Raw genomic sequence first — 16746 nt, 5'->3', positions numbered from 1 at the left:
AAGCGCTATGTCGACAGGGGTGGCCGTGGGGCGTCCGCGGGTCCCCGGGTCCGGTCCGGGGAGCCGGGCGGAGACCAGCAGGATATCGCGCCCTCGTGACGACGGTCACGGACAGGTGATAACTTCGTGAGGCAGCGAACTCCAGCCCCAGGCCGAGGAGGCCGCACCTCATGAGTCCTTTCACCGGCTCCGCGACCCGCACCCCCGACTGGCGCCATCTGAGCCTCACCGTCGACGACGGGGTCGCCACGGTCACCCTCGCCCGCCCCGACCGGCTGAACGCGCTCACCTTCGGCGCCTACGCCGACCTGCGCGATCTGCTCGCCGAGCTGTCCCGCGAACGGTCCGTCCGCGCGCTCGTGCTCGGCGGCGAGGGGCGCGGCTTCTGCTCCGGCGGCGACGTCGACGAGATCATCGGCGCCACCCTCGCCATGGACACGGCGCAGCTCCTGGACTTCAACCGGATGACCGGCCAGGTCGTGCGGGCGATCAGGGAGTGCCCCTTCCCGGTCGTCGCCGGTGTGCACGGCGTGGCCGCAGGAGCGGGCGCCGTGCTCGCCCTCGCCGCCGACTTCCGGGTCGCCGACCCCTCGGCGACGTTCTCCTTCCTGTTCACCCGGGTCGGCCTCTCCGGCGGCGACATGGGCGCCGCCTACCTGCTGCCCCGCGTCGTCGGCCTCGGCCACGCCACGCGGCTGCTCATGCTCGGCGAGCCGGTGCGCGCCCCCGAGGCCGAGCGGATCGGCCTGATCAGCGAGCTGACGGAGGAGGGCAGGGCCGCCGAGGCCGCCCAGGCCCTCGCCCGCCGCCTCGCCGAAGGCCCCGCCCTCGCCCACGCCCAGACCAAGGCCCTGCTCACCGCGGAGCTGGACATGCCGCTCGCCGCCTCCGTGGAGCTGGACGCGGCCACCCAGGCCCTGCTCATGAACGGCGAGGACTACGCGGAGTTCCACGCCGCGTTCACCGAGAAGCGCCCGCCGAAGTGGCAGGGCCGATGAGCACCGCGCGGCGCGTCGCGGTGATCGGCGGCGGCCCCGGCGGTCTCTACGCCGCCGCGCTGCTCAAGCGGCTCGACCCCGCCCGCGAGGTCACCGTCTGGGAGCGCAACGCCCCGGACGACACCTTCGGCTTCGGCGTCGTCCTCTCCGACGAGACGCTCGGCGGCATCGAGCACGCCGACCCGGCCGTCCACGCGGCGCTCCAGGCCGAGTTCGTGCGCTGGGACGACATCGACATCGTGCACCGCGAGAGGCGGCACACCTCCGGGGGCCACGGCTTCGCGGCGCTCGGCCGCCGCAGGCTCCTTCAGATCCTCCACGAGCGCTGCCGCGACCTCGGCGTGGAGCTGCGCTTCCGTGCCGAGGCGCCGCCCGCCGCCGAGCTCTCCACGGCGTACGACCTGGTCGTCGCGGCGGACGGCGTGCACAGCCTCACCCGCGAGGCGCACGCCGAGGCCTTCGGCCCCGAGATCACGACGCACCGCTGCCGGTACATCTGGCTGGCCGCCGACTTCGCCTTCGACGCGTTCCGCTTCGAGATCGCCGAGACCGAGCACGGCGTGATGCAGCTCCACGGCTACCCTTACGCGCGCGACGCCTCCACCGTCATCGTCGAGATGCGCGAGGAGGTCTGGGAGGCGGCCGGCTTCGACGGGCTCGACGAGCGCGAGTCCACCGAACGCTGCGCCAAGATCTTCGCGGACGCGCTCGGCGGCCGCCCCCTGCGCGGCAACAACTCCTCCTGGACCACCTTCCGCACGGTCGTCAACTCCCGCTGGTCACACGGGAACACGGTGCTGATCGGCGACGCCGCGCACACCGCCCACTTCTCCATCGGCTCCGGCACCAAGCTCGCCGTCGAGGACGCCCTCGCGCTCGCCGCCTGCCTCCAGGAACAGCCCGGCCTGCCCGCCGCGCTCCGGGCGTACGAGGCCGAGCGCCGCCCGGTGGTCGCCTCCACGCAGCGCGCGGCCCGCGCGAGCCTGGAGTGGTTCGAGCGCATCGCCGACCACCTGGACCAGCCGCCGCGGCAGTTCGCCTTCAACCTGCTGACCCGCAGCCGCCGCGTCACCCACGACAACCTCCGGCTGCGCGACGCGGAGTTCACGCGGGCCGTCGAGCGCGAGTTCGGCTGCCCGGAGGGCACCCCGCCGATGTTCACGCCCTTCCGGCTGCGCGGCCTGACCCTGCGCAACCGCGTCGTCGTCTCGCCCATGGACATGTACTCCGCCGTCGACGGCGTCCCCGGCGACTTCCACCTCGTTCACCTGGGCGCCAGGGCGCTCGGCGGCGCGGGCCTCGTCATGACCGAGATGGTCTGCGTCAGCGAGCACGGCCGCATCACGCCGGGCTGCGCCGGGCTCTACACCGCCGAGCAGGCCGACGCCTGGCGGCGGATCACCGACTTCGCGCACGCGCGGGCCCCCGGGACCGCCATCGGCGTGCAGCTCGGCCACTCGGGCCGCAAGGGCTCGACGAAACTGATGTGGGAGGGCATCGACGACCCGCTGCCCGACGGCAACTGGCCGCTCCTGGCGGCGTCCCCGCTCCCGTACAAACCGGGCAGCCAGACCCCGCACGAGCTGTCGAGGGCCGGTCTGACGGAGATCCGCGAGGAGTTCGCCGCGGCGGCCGCGCGCGCCGAGCGGGCCGGCTTCGACCTGCTCGAACTGCACTGCGCGCACGGCTATCTGCTCTCCGGCTTCCTCTCCCCCCTGACCAACCACCGCACGGACGCCTACGGCGGCTCACTGGAGGCGAGGCTCCGCTACCCGCTCGAAGTGTTCGACGCGGTCCGCGACGCATGGCCCGCCGACAAGCCGATGACGGTCCGGATCTCCGCCACCGACTGGGCCGACGGCGGCACGACCGCGCAGGACGCCGTGGAGATCGCCCGTGCCTTCGCCGCCCACGGCGCGGACGCGATCGACGTCTCCACCGGCCAGGTCGTCGCCGACGAGCGCCCCGCCTACGGCCGCTCCTACCAGACCCCCTACGCCGACCGCATCCGCAACGAGACGGGCATCCCGGTCCTCACGGTCGGCGCCATCTCCTCCTGGGACGACGTCAACTCCCTGCTCCTCGCGGGCCGCGCCGACCTGTGCGCGCTGGCCCGCCCGCACCTCTACGACCCCCACTGGACGCTGCACGCCGCCGCCGAACAGGGTTACGAGGGCCCGGGCGCCCCCTGGCCGGTCCAGTACCGCGCGGGCAGCCGCCGCCCGCAGACCGGCCGCACCGACGCCCCGAAGCCGCGGTTGACGCTCAAGAGCCGGCGTCCGGCGTGACGAAGCGCGCCCCGGCCTCCCTGAGCCTGTCGTCCAGCGCGGTGAACACCGCGGCCGAGCGGGCGCCGGGCCAGTCGGCGGGGAGCAGTTCCGCCGGGAGGCCGGGGTCGGCGTAGGGGAGCTGCCGCCAGGAGTCGAGGGCGAGGAGGTAGTCGCGGTAGGCCTCCTCGGGCTCCGGGGCGGTGCCCTCGCGGGCCTCCCAGGAGCGGAGCACCGGCTCATGGCGGTCCAGGAACGCCTCGTGCTGCTTGGCCAGCGCGGCGAGGTCCCACCAGCGGGACACCGCCTCGGCGGTCGGGGCGTAGCCGAGGTGCTCGCCGCGGAACAGGTCGACGTAACCCGCCAGTTGCAGGCGCTCCAGGGTGTGCCTGGTCTCCTCGTAGAGGTGCGCGGGGGCGATCCAGACGCCCGGTGCCGCCGTGCCGAAGCCCAGGCCCGCGAGGCGCGAGCGCAGCACGTGCCGCTTGTGCCGCTCGGCCTCGGGCACGGAGAACACCGCGAGGACCCAGCCGCCCTCGCGTCCGGCGGCGGCCGTGCCGTAGATGCGGCGGTCGCCGTCCTCCAGGAGCTGCCGGGCGTCCGGCGAGAGCGCGTACCCCGCCGCGCCCGCCGCCGTGCGCGCGGGCACGAGCAGGCCGCGCCGCTTCAGCCGCGAGACGGACGAACGCACCGAGGGCGCGTCGACGCCGACGGGCGCGAGGAGGCGCACCAGCTCGGCGACCGGCACGGGGCCCGGTGCGGCCCGGCCGTAGGCGCCGTAGAAGGTGACGATCAGGGACCGTGGAGTGTGCTGCTCGGACACGTGATCACTCTACGGGCCCCGGTCCGGCCGCTGTCCGGGACCGCAGCCGGAAGCGCTGCAGCTTGCCGGTCGCGGTCCGGGGCAGCGCGTCCAGGAAGACGATCTCCCGGGGGCACTTGTAGGGCACGAGTTCCGCCTTCACGAAGTCCCGCAGCCGGTCCGCGTCGGGCTTCGCCCCGGCGCGCGGGACCACGTACGCCACGGCCACCTGCCCGCGCAGCTCGTCGGGGCGGCCGACCACCGCCGTCTCCGCCACGTCGGGGTGGCGCAGCAGGGCCTCCTCGACCTCGGGGCCCGCGATGTTGTACCCGGCGGAGATGATCATGTCGTCCGCGCGCGCGACGTAACGGAAGTAGCCGTCGTCGTCGCGTATGTAGGTGTCGCCGGTGATGTTCCAGCCGTGCCGCACGTACTGGAGCTGGCGTTCGTCGGAGAGGTAGCGGCAGCCGACGGGGCCGCGCACCGCGAGCAGCCCGGGCTCGCCGTTCGGCAGCGGGGTCCCGGAAGCGTCGACCACGCGCGCGTGCCAGCCGGGCACGGGGCGTCCCGTGGTGCCGGGCCGTATCGCCTCGTCGGCGGCGGAGATGAAGATGTGCAGCAGCTCGGTCGCGCCGATGCCGTTGATGATGCGGTGCCCGGTGCGCCGGTTCCAGGCCTGCCAGGTGGCCGCGGGCAGGTTCTCGCCCGCCGACACGCACCGCCGCAGCGACGTGATGTCGTACGCGTCGACTTCGTCGAGCATCGTGCGGTACGCGGTCGGGGCGGTGAACAGCACCGATATCCCGTGCCGTCCGATGGCCGGCAGGAGCTGCCGGGGGCCCGCCTGTTCGAGAAGGACGGACGAGGCGCCGAAGCGCAGCGGGAAGATGACGAGTCCGCCGAGGCCGAAGGTGAAGCCGAGCGGGGGACTGCCGGCGAACACGTCGTCGGGGGTCGGCTTCAGTATGTGCCGCGCGAAGGTGTCGGCGATGCCGAGCACGTCGCGGTGGAAGTGCATGCAGCCCTTGGGGCGGCCCGTGGTCCCCGACGTGAACGCGATGAGCGCGACGTCGTCGGCCGCCGTGTCGACGGCGTCGTACGGCTCGGGATGCCCGGCGGCGCGCACGAGCAGATCCTCGGGCCCCTCACCCCCGTACGTGGTGATGTTCAGGCCGGGCACCCCGGCCTTGATCAGGTCGTCGACCGACCGTGTGTCGCACAGCGCGTGCCGCACCTCGGCGATCTCGCACATGGTGGCCAGCTCCTGCGCGCGCTGCTGGGCGAGGACGGTCACGGCGACCGCGCCCGCCTTCATCACCGCGAGCCAGCAGGCGGCGAGCCAGGGGGAGGTGGGCCCCCGCAGCAGCACGCGCCGGCCGGGCAGGACGCCGAGCTCCTCGGTGAGCACGTGGGCGATCCGGTCGACGCGGGCCCGCAGCTCGCCGTACGTCCAGGTCTCGCCGGAGGCGGCGCGGAAGGCGGGGCGCTCCGCGCCGTGCCGCTCCACGGTCCGGTCGAGCAGTTCGGCCCCGCAGTTGAGGCGGTCGGGGTAGTGCAGCTCGGGGCGGTCGTGGACGAGGGCGGGCCACTGCTCACGCGGGGGGAGGTGATCCCGGGCGAAGCTGTCGACGTGGCCGGATGGTGTCAGCCCTGGGATGCCGTTCGTTGCCATGGCGGCTCTGCCCCCTTGCCTGCCGGACGGGCGCTGTGGTGGGCTCGCCCCACGAGCGTATCGTGATGGTGACGACAGTCAACGGTGCGCGATAGAGAAGGGACCCGGGATGCCGACGTTCTCCTTGGATCCGGCACAAACCACCTGGTGTACGGAGTTGCGCGCCCTGGCCGCCGACCGGTTCCGCCCCCTGGCGGAGAAGGGCGACCCCGGCCAGGTGAACCGGCCGCTGGTGGCGGCGCTGGGGGAGGCGGGCCTGTTGGGGCGGCTGTTTCCCGAACCCGGAGCGCCTCCGGGGACGGCCGGGACCGGCGTCGGCGGCGCCCTCGGCCTCTGCCTGATGCGGGAATCCCTCGCCTACGCCTGCACCGAGGCCGAGACCGCCCTCGCCCTGCAAGGCCTCGGCGCGCACCCCGTGCACGCGTACGGCACCGCCGCCCAGCGCGAGCGGTGGCTGTCCGAGGCGGCGGCGGGCCGCGCCATCGCCGCGTTCGCGCTCTCCGAGCCCGGCGCGGGCTCGGACGCGGCGGCGCTGTCCCTCGCGGCGGACCGGGACGGGCCCGGCTGGCGACTGACCGGCGAGAAGTGCTGGATCTCCAACGCCCCCGAGGCCGACTTCTACACCGTCTTCGCCCGCACGACGCGGGACGCCGGGTCCCGCGGCGTCACGGCCTTCCTGGTCCCCGCCGACCGCGAGGGCCTGACCGGCACCGCCCTCGACATGCTCTCCCCGCACCCGATCGGCGCCCTCGACTTCGACGGCGTGCGGGTCGGTCCCGAGGACGTCATCGGCGAGGTGGACCGCGGCTTCCGCGTGGCGATGACCACCCTGAACCGCTTCCGGCCCAGCGTCGGCGCGTTCGCCGTGGGCATGGCGGCAGCGGCCCTGGACGCGACCCTCGCCCACACCGCGCGGCGGGACGCGTTCGGCGGGACCCTGGCGGACCTCCAGTCGGTGGCCCACCAGGTCGCCGAGATGGCCACGCGGACGGAGGCGGCGCGCCTGATGGTCTACGCGGCGGCCTCGGCCTACGACGCCGAGGGCCCGCGCGCCCCCGGCATCGCACGCCGCGCCGCGATGGCGAAGCTGCTGGCCACGGAGACGGCCCAGTACGTGGTGGACACCGCCGTCCAGCTGCACGGGGCCCGCGCGTTGCGACGGGGCCACCTCCTGGAGCACCTGTACCGGGAGGTGCGGGCGCCTCGTATTTATGAGGGGGCGAGCGAGGTGCAGCGGGGGATCATCGCGAAGGAGCTGTATGCGTAGGGCCGCCGGCGCTGCCGGTTTTCCAGCCCGCGGGGGCGTCGTGGCCGGTGGCGCAGAGGTGGGGTCGCCGTCCGCGGACGCGCCGTGGCTGGTCGCGCCGGGGCGGGAGCGCCGCCTGCGGGTCGCCGTCCGGGGGCGCGCCGTGGCTGGTCGCGCGGTTCCCCGTGCCCCTGGGAAAGTCCGCTGTATGCCGCTTCAGTAGCTGACGTAGGAGTTGCCCATGTCCCTGAACCGAGTCAACCCCGCCGAGTTGTCCCCCGCCACCGGCTTCTCGCACGCCGTCACGGCGACGGGCTCACGCCTCGTCTTCCTCGCGGGGCAGACCGCCCTGGACAGCGAGGGCGAGGTCACCGGGACGACCCTGCCCGAGCAGTTCGAACGCGCCCTCACCAACCTCCTCACCGCCCTGCGCCACGCGGGCGGCACCCCCGCCGACCTCGCCCGCGTCACGGTCTACGCCACGGACGTCGCCGACTACCGCGCCAACGCCCGCGAACTGGGCGCCATCTGGAAACGCCTGGCGGGCCGCGACTACCCCGCGATGGCAGTGATCGGCACGGTCCGGCTCTGGGACGAGCAGGCGATGGTGGAGGTGGACGGGGTGGCGGTACTGGACTGAGCGCGGGTTGGACCGGTCGGCCGGGCCGCGCCGGAGCGTGGCTTCACCTGATCGACTCCGCCCACACCGGCCCCAGCCAGTCCCGCCCGTGTTGGGCGAGTTGCGGCGCCACTCGTTGGAGTGCAGGAGGTGTCGAGCGGCCGTACGGATGGGGTACGGACGCCGCACACCACCTCGCTCTTCCGGTGGTTGCGTAGTGCTCCGTGCGCAAGAGACCGTTGATCCAGAAAGTGTCATACAGACGCAGCTCGACCGCCTCTGCTGCCATTGCAGCGACGGCACTCCCTCGTGGGAGACGTCCGTCACCTGGCGTCCCGCTACGATCACCTCATGACGACCTCGGACATCCCTGAGCCGCTGAAGATCACGGAGGAGCACTTCCTCGACACGGGTACCGATGTCGAAGCGGAGATCGAGACCGAGGACGCGCCACCGGAGATCGACCGGCCGTGGAACCCGGAGCAGATCCGGGTCAACACCAAGCAGTTCTCGCTTCGCAACGTGCTGGACATGATCGAGGACGAGTCGCTGGAACTCGCGCCGGACTTCCAGCGCGGGAGAGTGTGGAAACCGGTGCAGAAGTCCCGGCTCATCGAATCCGTGCTCCTGCAGATCCCTCTTCCCGCCTTCTACTTCGCCGAGGACACCGACGGGCTCATGCGCGTCGTCGACGGTCTCCAGCGCCTCTCGACCATCCATGACTTCGTGCGGGGCGGCGAGAAACAGGGATTTCCGCTGAAGGGGCTGGAATACCTCCAGAGCGCGGTGGAGGGGAAACGCTTCGAGGATCTCCCCGCCCCATGGAAGCGGCGGATCTACAACACCCAGATCGTCACCAACGTCATCGACCCGACGACTCCTGCGGATGTCATGTACGACATCTTCAAGCGCATCAACACCGGCGGCACACCGCTGAACGCACAGGAGATCCGGCACTGCATGAGCAAGGACCGCAGTCGGCGGATTCTGCGGGAGATGACGTTCACGGCGGAATTCAACGAGGCGACCAATGGCATGGGCGGCCACATCCGGATGAATGACCGGGAGATGGCTTTGCGCTTCGCCGCCTTCTGGCTGATGGGCACGGAGGGCTATGCGAAGTACGCCGCGATGGACTCCTTCCTGCAGCGCACCACCACCGTTCTGGACAGCGCGGGGGAGGCGGACGCGCGAGTCGACGGGCTCATGTCCGCCTTCCGTAAAGCGATGGTCAACGCCCGTCTGGTCTTCGGTGAGCAGGCATTCCGCAAATGGCCGCTGTACTCCACCGGCCGGAACCCGATCAACCGGGCGCTCTTTGAGACCTGGTCGATCACCCTCGCCGCATACGAGGCCGCAGACCTCGAACAGCGTCGTGAGGCGATCGTCGCTGCCGCGCGGCAGCTGATGTCGCGTGATTACCGGTACCTGGAAGCCATCACTTCCTCCACAGGTGACGTCCGCCGGGTGAGGTACCGCTTCGAGGCCACCGCCAGGGCCGCGGAGGCCGGTAAGTGATCACCTCGTTGCGCGTCCGGCACTTCAAGCGCTTCACCGACGCGTCGTTCGTCCTGCGCCCCCTCACCGTTCTCACCGGCCTGAACGGCACGGGCAAGAGCACCACCCTCCAGAGCCTGCTGCTGGCCCGCCAACTCGTCGATGCGTCCGCCGAAAGGGTGGTACGGCTCAACGGGCCTTACGGGCTGGCCCTGGGGGAGGCGAGCGAGGTGCTGCACCCGGATGCTCCCGACTCCACCATCGAGATCGAGGTGGGGGAGGACAGGACCGGAACGCCATGTGCACTCCACTTCAGCGTCCCCGACGAGCAGGCCCTCTACTTGGAGGTCACCGCCACCGATGGACCTCTGCCACGGCAACTGTGCGGCCCGGGCAAGGCGTTCACCTACCTCTGTGCCGAGCGGCTCGGACCGCGTGATCAGCTGGGGGTCTCCGCCGAGCACCCCGATCTCATCGGAGTGGGCGTACAAGGCGAGTACACCGCTCAGGTGCTGGCCCTGCACGAGACCCGTGCGGTGCGTGAGCCACTGCTCCACCCGACGACCCAGGACACGCACAACGTCACCACCCTGCGTACGCAAGCCGAGACCTGGGCCTCCGATATCGTCCGGCCCATCAAGATCACCGCTCAGTGGCCGCCCGGGATCACGGCGAGCACCATCCGGTTCCAGGAGCCGGGCCTGCTGAGCGAACCGATCCGCCCCACCAACATGGGCTTTGGATTCTCGTATGCCTTGCCGGTGATCGTCGCCGGTCTTCTCGCTGGCCCGGGGGACCTGCTGATCGTCGAAAACCCGGAGGCACATCTTCACCCCGGCGGCCAATCCAAACTGGGCCGCTTCCTGGCCCGTGTGGCCGGATCCGGAGCCCAGGTGATCGTGGAGACACACAGCGACCACGTCCTCAACGGAACCCGACTGGCCGTGGCCGAGGAGCGAAGTCTGCGGCCCGAGGACGCGATCGTGCACTACTTCGGCGATGAGGAAGCCGGCTCCGTGCCCATCGAGTTCACCGCGAGAGGCGAACTGACCGAATGGCCGAAGGGCTTCTTCGACCAGATCGAGCAGGATTTGGGGAGGCTGGCACGTGCCAGGCGCAGGGGGCGGTGAGCCGTACAGGATCGTCGTGGACGAGTCGTCCTTCGACTTCCGGGGACTGACGGAGGAGCGGTTGACCGACCTGCTCGAGGATTTCGGCGACGCGCTGGAGGACTTGTCCGAACAGCATGCCGTCGCCGTCTCCCCGTTATGGATGGAGGTGGAGTGTGCCGACGACCGGGAGCTGTACGACGTCCTGTACGAGGGGGAGGCGCCGCGAGCCGGTCGGGACGCCCGCCTGAGAATGATCCGCCTCATGGACCGCTGTCCCAGCTGGGACACGGACGTGGCCGGTCTGCCGGAGCAGGTCGAGGTGGCGGGATCAGCTCAGGAAATCGCCTGGTCCCTTTGCTACGCCTGGTGGCGGGCGCGGCAGGGACAGCACATCACCTGCCTCGTCTTCCCTGACGGCGACCGTCGCGGCTGGCTCCCGGTGTCAGCCGTCGACGTTGCGACGGGCGAGCCCGTGACCGAAGAGGTCTTCCACCTCGCCGAGGCATCAGCTCTCTCGGAGTTCTGGCGCTCCCTGTTCACGCGGGAAGAGGTGCCGGAGCCGGAGTTCTTCGGCCATGGGCATACGGCTTTTCCGCGTCTGGCCTTCGCGGACTCCCTCTCCTTCCGGAAATTCGACGGCACGTACGCTGAGATGCGCGACTGGGTCGTACAGGTCCTGTCCGTGGTGCACGACCATTTCGCCGACGCTCTGGCACGACACAAGGGACAGCCGCACCAAGTGCAAGCGGAACTGGGCCGCTTCGGCCTGGACCTTTCTCCTGAGAGCCCCAACACGCGTTCCAAGCCGCGGGCGATGAAGCAGCGAGAGGTCGACCACGAGGGGGAGACATACCGCTGTGAATGGCACGGCAAGAAGGAGCGGCATCGCAACCGGATCCACTTCAGTCTGCCCGATACCCGCCTCGGTGGCCGCATTCTGATCGGCATCTTCGTCGACCACCTGGACACATGAGCCGAGGGCTTCGGCGCGCCCGTGGCCGCGTACGGGTGCCACCGCCCGCTCTCAGCGGACCGAGCGGGCGGCGACGGCACCCCCTGCTCAGATATCCCGGAACGTCTCGATCTGTGCCCCCACCGAGTTCAACCGCTCCGCCAGATCCTCGTACCCGCGGTTGATCACGTACACGTTGCGCAGTACCGACGTGCCCTCCGCCGCCATCATCGCCAGGAGGACGACCACCGCCGGGCGCAGGGCCGGGGGGCACATCATTTCCGCGGCTCGCCAGCGCGTGGGGCCCTCCACCAGGACGCGGTGGGGGTCCAGGAGCTGGAGGTGGCCGCCGAGGCGGTTGAGGTCGGTGAGGTAGATGGCGCGGTTGTCGTAGACCCAGTCGTGGATCAGCGTCTTGCCCTGCGCCGCCGCCGCGATGGCCGCGAAGAAGGGGACGTTGTCGATGTTCAGGCCCGGGAACGGCATCGGGTGGATCTTGTCGATCGGCGCCTCCAGCTTGGAGGGGCGGACCGTGAGGTCGATCAGGCGCGTACGGCCGTTGTCGGCGAAGTACTCCGGCGTGCGGTCGTGGTCGAGGCCCATCTCCTCCAGGACCGCCAGCTCGATCTCCAGGAACTCGATCGGCACCCGGCGGACCGTCAGCTTCGACTCCGTGACGACGGCCGCGGCCAGCAGGCTCATCGCCTCGACCGGGTCCTCGGAAGGGGAGTAGTCCACGTCGACGTCGATCGTCGGGACGCCGTGCACGGTCAGCGTCGTCGTGCCGATGCCCTCGACCCGCACGCCCAGCGCCTCCAGGAAGAAGCACAGGTCCTGGACCATGTAGTTCGACGAGGCGTTGCGGATCACCGTGGTGCCGTTGCTGCGGGCGGCGGCGAGCAGCGCGTTCTCCGTGACGGTGTCGCCGCGTTCGGTGAGGACGATGGGCCGGTCGGGGGCGACGTTGCGCGCGACCTCGGCGTGATAGAGCCCCTCGGTCGCCGCGATCTCCAGGCCGAACCGGCGCAGCGCGATCATGTGCGGCTCGACCGTGCGGGTGCCCAGGTCGCAGCCGCCCGCGTACGGAAGCTTGAAACGGTCCATGCGGTGCAGCAGCGGGCCGAGGAACATGATGATCGAGCGGGTGCGGCGTGCGGCCTCCGCGTCGATGGCGTCCATCTCCAGCTTCGCGGGCGGCACGATCTCCAGGTCGACGCCGGCGTTGATCCAGCGGGTGCGCACCCCGATGGAGTTGAGCACCTCCAGGAGGCGGTACACCTCCTCGATGCGGGCGACGCGCCGCAGCACGGTGCGGCCCTTGTTGAGCAGGGAGGCGCAGAGCAGCGCCACGCACGCGTTCTTGCTCGTCTTGACGTCGATGGAGCCGGAGAGCCGGCGTCCGCCGACCACGCGCAGGTGCATCGGCCCGGCGTAGCCGAGCGACACGATCTCGCTGTCGAGCGCCTCGCCGATACGGGCGATCATCTCAAGGCTGATGTTCTGGTTGCCGCGCTCGATGCGGTTCACCGCGCTCTGGCTGGTGGAGAGCGCGTCGGCGAGTTGCGTCTGCGTCCAGCCCCTGTGCTGGCGGGCGTCGCGGATGAGCTTGCCGATGCGTACGAGGTAGTCGTCTGCCATGTGCAGCAGGTTATCTCAGATATGAGATGACGCGCGCGTTGGGGTGAGCCATTCGGGGTGAGTCGCACGGGGGAGGCGCCTGCCCTCGTGCGGGGAGGCGCACCGTCGCCATGCGGGAGGCGCACCGCCGCCATACGGGGAGGCCGCACCGCCCGCCGCCATACGGGGAGGCCGCACCGCCCTCGTGCGGGGAGGCCGTACCGGGGCCGCGCCCGCCGTCCCCATGCCCGCCCCCGCGCAGGGGCCGTGCCGGGGTCTCACAGAAGGTCTTCCCGCATCCGGCGCCGACCGCCACCCGCGTCACCCGGGTGGCGGACGCGCGCCCTGGCCGGCGACCGCGCGTCGCGCTGCCCCACTGTGCGTCCGCCGGACCACCGGACGCATCCCGACGGACGGATATCGGCCAGGGGTCGGCCAGGGTGGGGACTCCTTCGCCGCCCCCGCGGCGCGCGTCGCGCCGGCCGTGGTGGGTCTGCACGCGCCGCCCTCGCAGGAGTGCCGGAGGCGGCCCCGTGAGGGCGTCCGCGTCAGCCCGACCGCCCAGCGCGTCGGGCATCTGCGCAGGGCGAGCAGGCCCAGCGGCGCCGGGTCGGGCCGACCGGTCCGGCCGCCGGGACGAGGGCGGCCGAGCCGCCCGGCGCGCCGACGCCCACCACACCCCGCACGATGTGCTCGGGCGGAAGAGGCCTGCTCGCGAAGGTCCGATGACCACGGCTGCCTCCGTACCCGCGCCGGCGTCTGCCGGTACGTCCGTGAGAGGCGAAGGCCCCCGCAAAGGATTCGGCCGCGACGGACAGCCGGTCCGCGGTCGGCCCGCGGCCGGTCCACAACCGGTCCGCGCCGGTTCGCCACCGGTCCACGCCCGGTCCGCAGCCGGTCCGCGCCCGGTTCCGCGGTCCGTCCGGGCCGGGTCCGCGCCCGCTCCGGAGGCCCCGCCGCCACGGAACGCCACGGAACGCCCGGGCGTGCCTCGTCGTGCGGACGGGTCATGTACTAGAGTTATCTCGACATCGAGATATCTGCCGAGGCGCACCAGAAGCCGCCACTCGGTAAGGGTTACCTAACTAAGCCTTACCTTAGCGGATCGACGAGGAGTCGTGGCGGCAGGATGTGACGGAACGCGCGAAATAATGAAGGAGACTGTCGTGTCGGCGAACAGCTTCGACGCCCGCAGCACGCTGCGCGTGGGCGACGAGTCGTACGAGATCTTCAAGCTGGACAAGGTCGAGGGCTCCGCACGCCTTCCCTACAGCCTGAAGGTGCTGCTTGAGAACCTGCTCCGTACCGAGGACGGCGCGAACATCACCGCCGACCACATCCGCGCGCTCGGCGACTGGGACTCCCAGGCGCAGCCGTCGCAGGAGATCCAGTTCACGCCGGCCCGCGTGATCATGCAGGACTTCACCGGCGTGCCCTGCGTGGTGGACCTCGCCACCATGCGTGAGGCCGTCAAGGAGCTCGGCGGCGACCCGGCGAAGATCAACCCGCTGGCCCCGGCCGAGCTGGTCATCGACCACTCCGTCATCGCCGACAAGTTCGGCACCGCGGACGCCTTCGGCCAGAACGTGGAGCTGGAGTACGGCCGCAACAAGGAGCGCTACCAGTTCCTGCGCTGGGGCCAGACCGCCTTCGACGAGTTCAAGGTCGTCCCCCCGGGCACCGGCATCGTCCACCAGGTCAACATCGAGCACCTGGCGCGCACGGTCATGGTCCGAGGCGGCCAGGCCTACCCCGACACCCTCGTCGGCACCGACTCGCACACCACGATGGTCAACGGCCTGGGCGTCCTGGGCTGGGGCGTCGGCGGCATCGAGGCCGAGGCCGCGATGCTGGGCCAGCCGGTCTCCATGCTCATCCCGCGCGTCGTCGGCTTCAAGCTGACCGGTGAGCTGAAGCCGGGCACCACCGCCACGGACCTCGTCCTCACGATCACCGAGATGCTGCGCAAGCACGGCGTCGTCGGCAAGTTCGTCGAGTTCTACGGTGAGGGCGTCGCCGCCACCTCCCTCGCGAACCGCGCCACCATCGGCAACATGTCGCCGGAGTTCGGCTCCACCGCCGCGATCTTCCCGATCGACGACGAGACGCTGAAGTACCTGCGCCTGACCGGCCGCGACGAGCAGCAGGTCGCGCTCGTCGAGGCGTACGCCAAGGAGCAGGGCCTCTGGCTGGACCCGGCCGCCGAGCCCGACTTCTCCGAGAAGCTGGAGCTCGACCTCTCCACGGTCGTCCCCTCCATCGCCGGCCCGAAGCGCCCGCAGGACCGCATCGTCCTCGCCAACGCCGCCGAGCAGTTCAAGAGCGACGTCCGCAACTACGTCGACTCCGTGGACGAGGCGGGCAAGGAGTCCTTCCCGGCCTCCGACGCCCCGGCCACCACGGACGGCGTCCCGTCGAACCCGGTCCTCGTGACCGCCCCCGACGGCTCGACGTACGAGCTGGACCACGGCGCCGTCACCGTCGCCGCGATCACCTCCTGCACCAACACCTCGAACCCGTACGTGATGGTCGCCGCCGCGCTCGTCGCGAAGAAGGCCGTCGAGAAGGGCCTGACCCGCAAGCCGTGGGTCAAGACCACCCTCGCCCCGGGCTCGAAGGTCGTCACCGACTACTTCGACAAGGCGGGCCTGACCCCCTACCTCGACAAGGTCGGCTTCAACCTCGTCGGCTACGGCTGCACCACCTGCATCGGCAACTCGGGCCCGCTGCCCGAGGAGGTCTCGAAGGCCGTCAACGAGCACGACCTGGCCGTGACGTCGGTCCTCTCCGGCAACCGGAACTTCGAGGGCCGCATCAACCCCGACGTCAAGATGAACTACCTGGCGTCCCCGCCGCTGGTCGTCGCGTACGCCCTGGCCGGCTCGATGAAGATCGACATCACCACCGAGGCCCTCGGCGTCGACCAGGACGGCAACCCGGTCCACCTGAAGGACATCTGGCCCTCCGAGGCCGAGGTCAACGACGTCGTGGCGAACGCCATCGGCGAGGACATGTTCAACAAGTCCTACCAGGACGTCTTCGCGGGCGACGCCCAGTGGCAGGCGCTCTCGATCCCGACCGGCGACACCTTCGAGTGGGACGCCGAGTCGACCTACGTCCGCAAGCCCCCGTACTTCGAGGGCATGGCGCAGGAGCCGTCCCCCGTCGAGGACATCCAGGGCGCCCGCGTCCTGGCCAAGCTGGGCGACTCGGTCACCACCGACCACATCTCCCCGGCCGGTGCGATCAAGGCCGACACCCCGGCCGGCAAGTACCTCACGGAGCACGGCGTGCAGCGCCGCGACTTCAACTCCTACGGCTCGCGCCGAGGCAACCACGAGGTCATGATCCGCGGCACGTTCGCGAACATCCGCCTGCGCAACCAGATCGCGCCGGGCACCGAGGGCGGCTTCACGCGTGACTTCACGCAGGAGGACGCGCCGGTCTCGTTCATCTACGACGCCTCGCGCAACTACATCGACCAGGGCATCCCGCTGGTCGTCCTCGCGGGCAAGGAGTACGGCTCCGGCTCGTCCCGCGACTGGGCCGCCAAGGGCACCGCGCTCCTCGGCGTCAAGGCCGTCATCGCCGAGTCGTACGAGCGCATCCACCGCTCGAACCTCATCGGCATGGGCGTCCTGCCGCTCCAGTACCCGGAGGGCATGACCGCCTCGTCCCTCGGCCTCACGGGCGAGGAGACCTTCTCCTTCTCCGGTGTGACCGAGCTGAACAACGGCTCGACCCCCCGCACGGTGAAGGTCACCACCGACACGGGCGTGGAGTTCGACGCGGTCGTCCGCATCGACACCCCCGGTGAGGCCGACTACTACCGCAACGGCGGCATCATGCAGTACGTGCTGCGCAGCCTGATCCGCAAGTAGGGATCTGCGCACAGCGGTTGAGGGCCGCACCCCGTCTCGTACGGGGTGCGGCCCTCGTCGTTCCTCCGGCTGCGGGCGGGGGC

The 16746-nt window shown here is 71.1% G+C and carries 11 protein-coding genes; 8 read left to right on the top strand and 3 right to left on the bottom strand.

From position 1 onward, the window contains the following. Positions 1 to 170: 170 nt before the first annotated feature. Positions 171 to 998, top strand: coding sequence for an enoyl-CoA hydratase family protein (locus DCW30_RS27110; protein WP_076684061.1), 828 nt, complete (start codon positions 171 to 173; stop codon positions 996 to 998). Continuing rightward, complete coding sequence (locus DCW30_RS27105; RefSeq protein WP_076684060.1) at positions 995 to 3286, top strand: bifunctional salicylyl-CoA 5-hydroxylase/oxidoreductase; 2292 nt, start codon at positions 995 to 997, stop codon at positions 3284 to 3286. The genes DCW30_RS27110 and DCW30_RS27105 overlap by 4 nt, the downstream gene beginning before the upstream one ends. Here the strand turns inward: DCW30_RS27105 and DCW30_RS27100 are convergent. Then, complete coding sequence (locus DCW30_RS27100) at positions 3264 to 4088, bottom strand: PaaX family transcriptional regulator (RefSeq protein ID WP_076684059.1); 825 nt, start codon at positions 4086 to 4088, stop codon at positions 3264 to 3266. The genes DCW30_RS27105 and DCW30_RS27100 overlap by 23 nt on opposite strands. 4 nt (positions 4089 to 4092) lie before the next feature. Then, positions 4093 to 5739 carry an AMP-binding protein gene (locus tag DCW30_RS27095; protein WP_076684058.1) on the bottom strand — a complete coding sequence of 549 codons (1647 nt, stop codon included), beginning with the start codon at positions 5737 to 5739 and terminating at the stop codon, positions 4093 to 4095. Between the two features lie 109 nt (positions 5740 to 5848). On the opposite strand from DCW30_RS27095, the gene DCW30_RS27090 reads away from it, so the two are divergent. From DCW30_RS27090 to DCW30_RS27070, 5 genes are all read left to right on the top strand, one after another. Continuing rightward, positions 5849 to 7006 carry an acyl-CoA dehydrogenase family protein gene (locus tag DCW30_RS27090; RefSeq protein ID WP_076684057.1) on the top strand — a complete coding sequence of 386 codons (1158 nt, stop codon included), beginning with the start codon at positions 5849 to 5851 and terminating at the stop codon, positions 7004 to 7006. A gap of 220 nt (positions 7007 to 7226) precedes the next feature. Continuing rightward, positions 7227 to 7625, top strand: coding sequence for a RidA family protein (locus DCW30_RS27085; protein WP_076684056.1), 399 nt, complete (start codon positions 7227 to 7229; stop codon positions 7623 to 7625). A 330-nt stretch (positions 7626 to 7955) separates the two neighbouring features. Beyond that, positions 7956 to 9122, top strand: a complete 1167-nt coding sequence (locus DCW30_RS27080; protein ID WP_076688789.1) for a DUF262 domain-containing protein — start codon at positions 7956 to 7958, stop codon at positions 9120 to 9122. Then, on the top strand, positions 9119 to 10231 hold the full coding sequence (locus tag DCW30_RS27075; protein ID WP_076684055.1) for an AAA family ATPase: 1113 nt from the start codon (positions 9119 to 9121) through the stop codon (positions 10229 to 10231). The genes DCW30_RS27080 and DCW30_RS27075 overlap by 4 nt, the downstream gene beginning before the upstream one ends. Positions 10232 to 10247: 16 nt before the next feature. Then, positions 10248 to 11186 carry a hypothetical protein gene (locus DCW30_RS27070; protein ID WP_123985592.1) on the top strand — a complete coding sequence of 313 codons (939 nt, stop codon included), beginning with the start codon at positions 10248 to 10250 and terminating at the stop codon, positions 11184 to 11186. A gap of 87 nt (positions 11187 to 11273) precedes the next feature. On the opposite strand, the gene DCW30_RS27065 is transcribed toward DCW30_RS27070, so the two are convergent. Further along, the gene (locus DCW30_RS27065; protein WP_076684053.1) at positions 11274 to 12803 is read right to left on the bottom strand and encodes a helix-turn-helix domain-containing protein; all 1530 of its coding nucleotides are present in this window, start codon (positions 12801 to 12803) and stop codon (positions 11274 to 11276) included. A 1145-nt stretch (positions 12804 to 13948) separates the two neighbouring features. On the opposite strand from DCW30_RS27065, the gene acnA reads away from it, so the two are divergent. Beyond that, complete coding sequence (gene acnA / locus DCW30_RS27055; RefSeq protein ID WP_076688787.1) at positions 13949 to 16663, top strand: aconitate hydratase AcnA; 2715 nt, start codon at positions 13949 to 13951, stop codon at positions 16661 to 16663. Positions 16664 to 16746: the final 83 nt, after the last annotated feature.

The sequence above is a fragment of the Streptomyces alfalfae genome (genome assembly GCF_004127445.1).
Taxonomy (GTDB): Bacteria; Actinomycetota; Actinomycetes; order Streptomycetales; family Streptomycetaceae; genus Streptomyces; species Streptomyces alfalfae.
This window is presented reverse-complemented; position numbering and strand designations above follow the sequence as displayed.

Bases quoted from the DNA above. Each gene is read 5' to 3' on its own strand.
- DCW30_RS27065 (WP_076684053.1), bottom strand. From the start codon at position 12,803: ATGGCAGACGACTACCTCGTACGCATCGGCAAGCTCATCCGCGACGCC.
- DCW30_RS27085 (WP_076684056.1), top strand. From the start codon at position 7,227: ATGTCCCTGAACCGAGTCAACCCCGCCGAGTTGTCCCCCGCCACCGGC.
- DCW30_RS27105 (WP_076684060.1), top strand. From the start codon at position 995: ATGAGCACCGCGCGGCGCGTCGCGGTGATCGGCGGCGGCCCCGGCGGT.
- DCW30_RS27110 (WP_076684061.1), top strand. From the start codon at position 171: ATGAGTCCTTTCACCGGCTCCGCGACCCGCACCCCCGACTGGCGCCAT.
- DCW30_RS27090 (WP_076684057.1), top strand. From the start codon at position 5,849: ATGCCGACGTTCTCCTTGGATCCGGCACAAACCACCTGGTGTACGGAG.
- DCW30_RS27095 (WP_076684058.1), bottom strand. From the start codon at position 5,739: ATGGCAACGAACGGCATCCCAGGGCTGACACCATCCGGCCACGTCGAC.
- DCW30_RS27080 (WP_076688789.1), top strand. From the start codon at position 7,956: ATGACGACCTCGGACATCCCTGAGCCGCTGAAGATCACGGAGGAGCAC.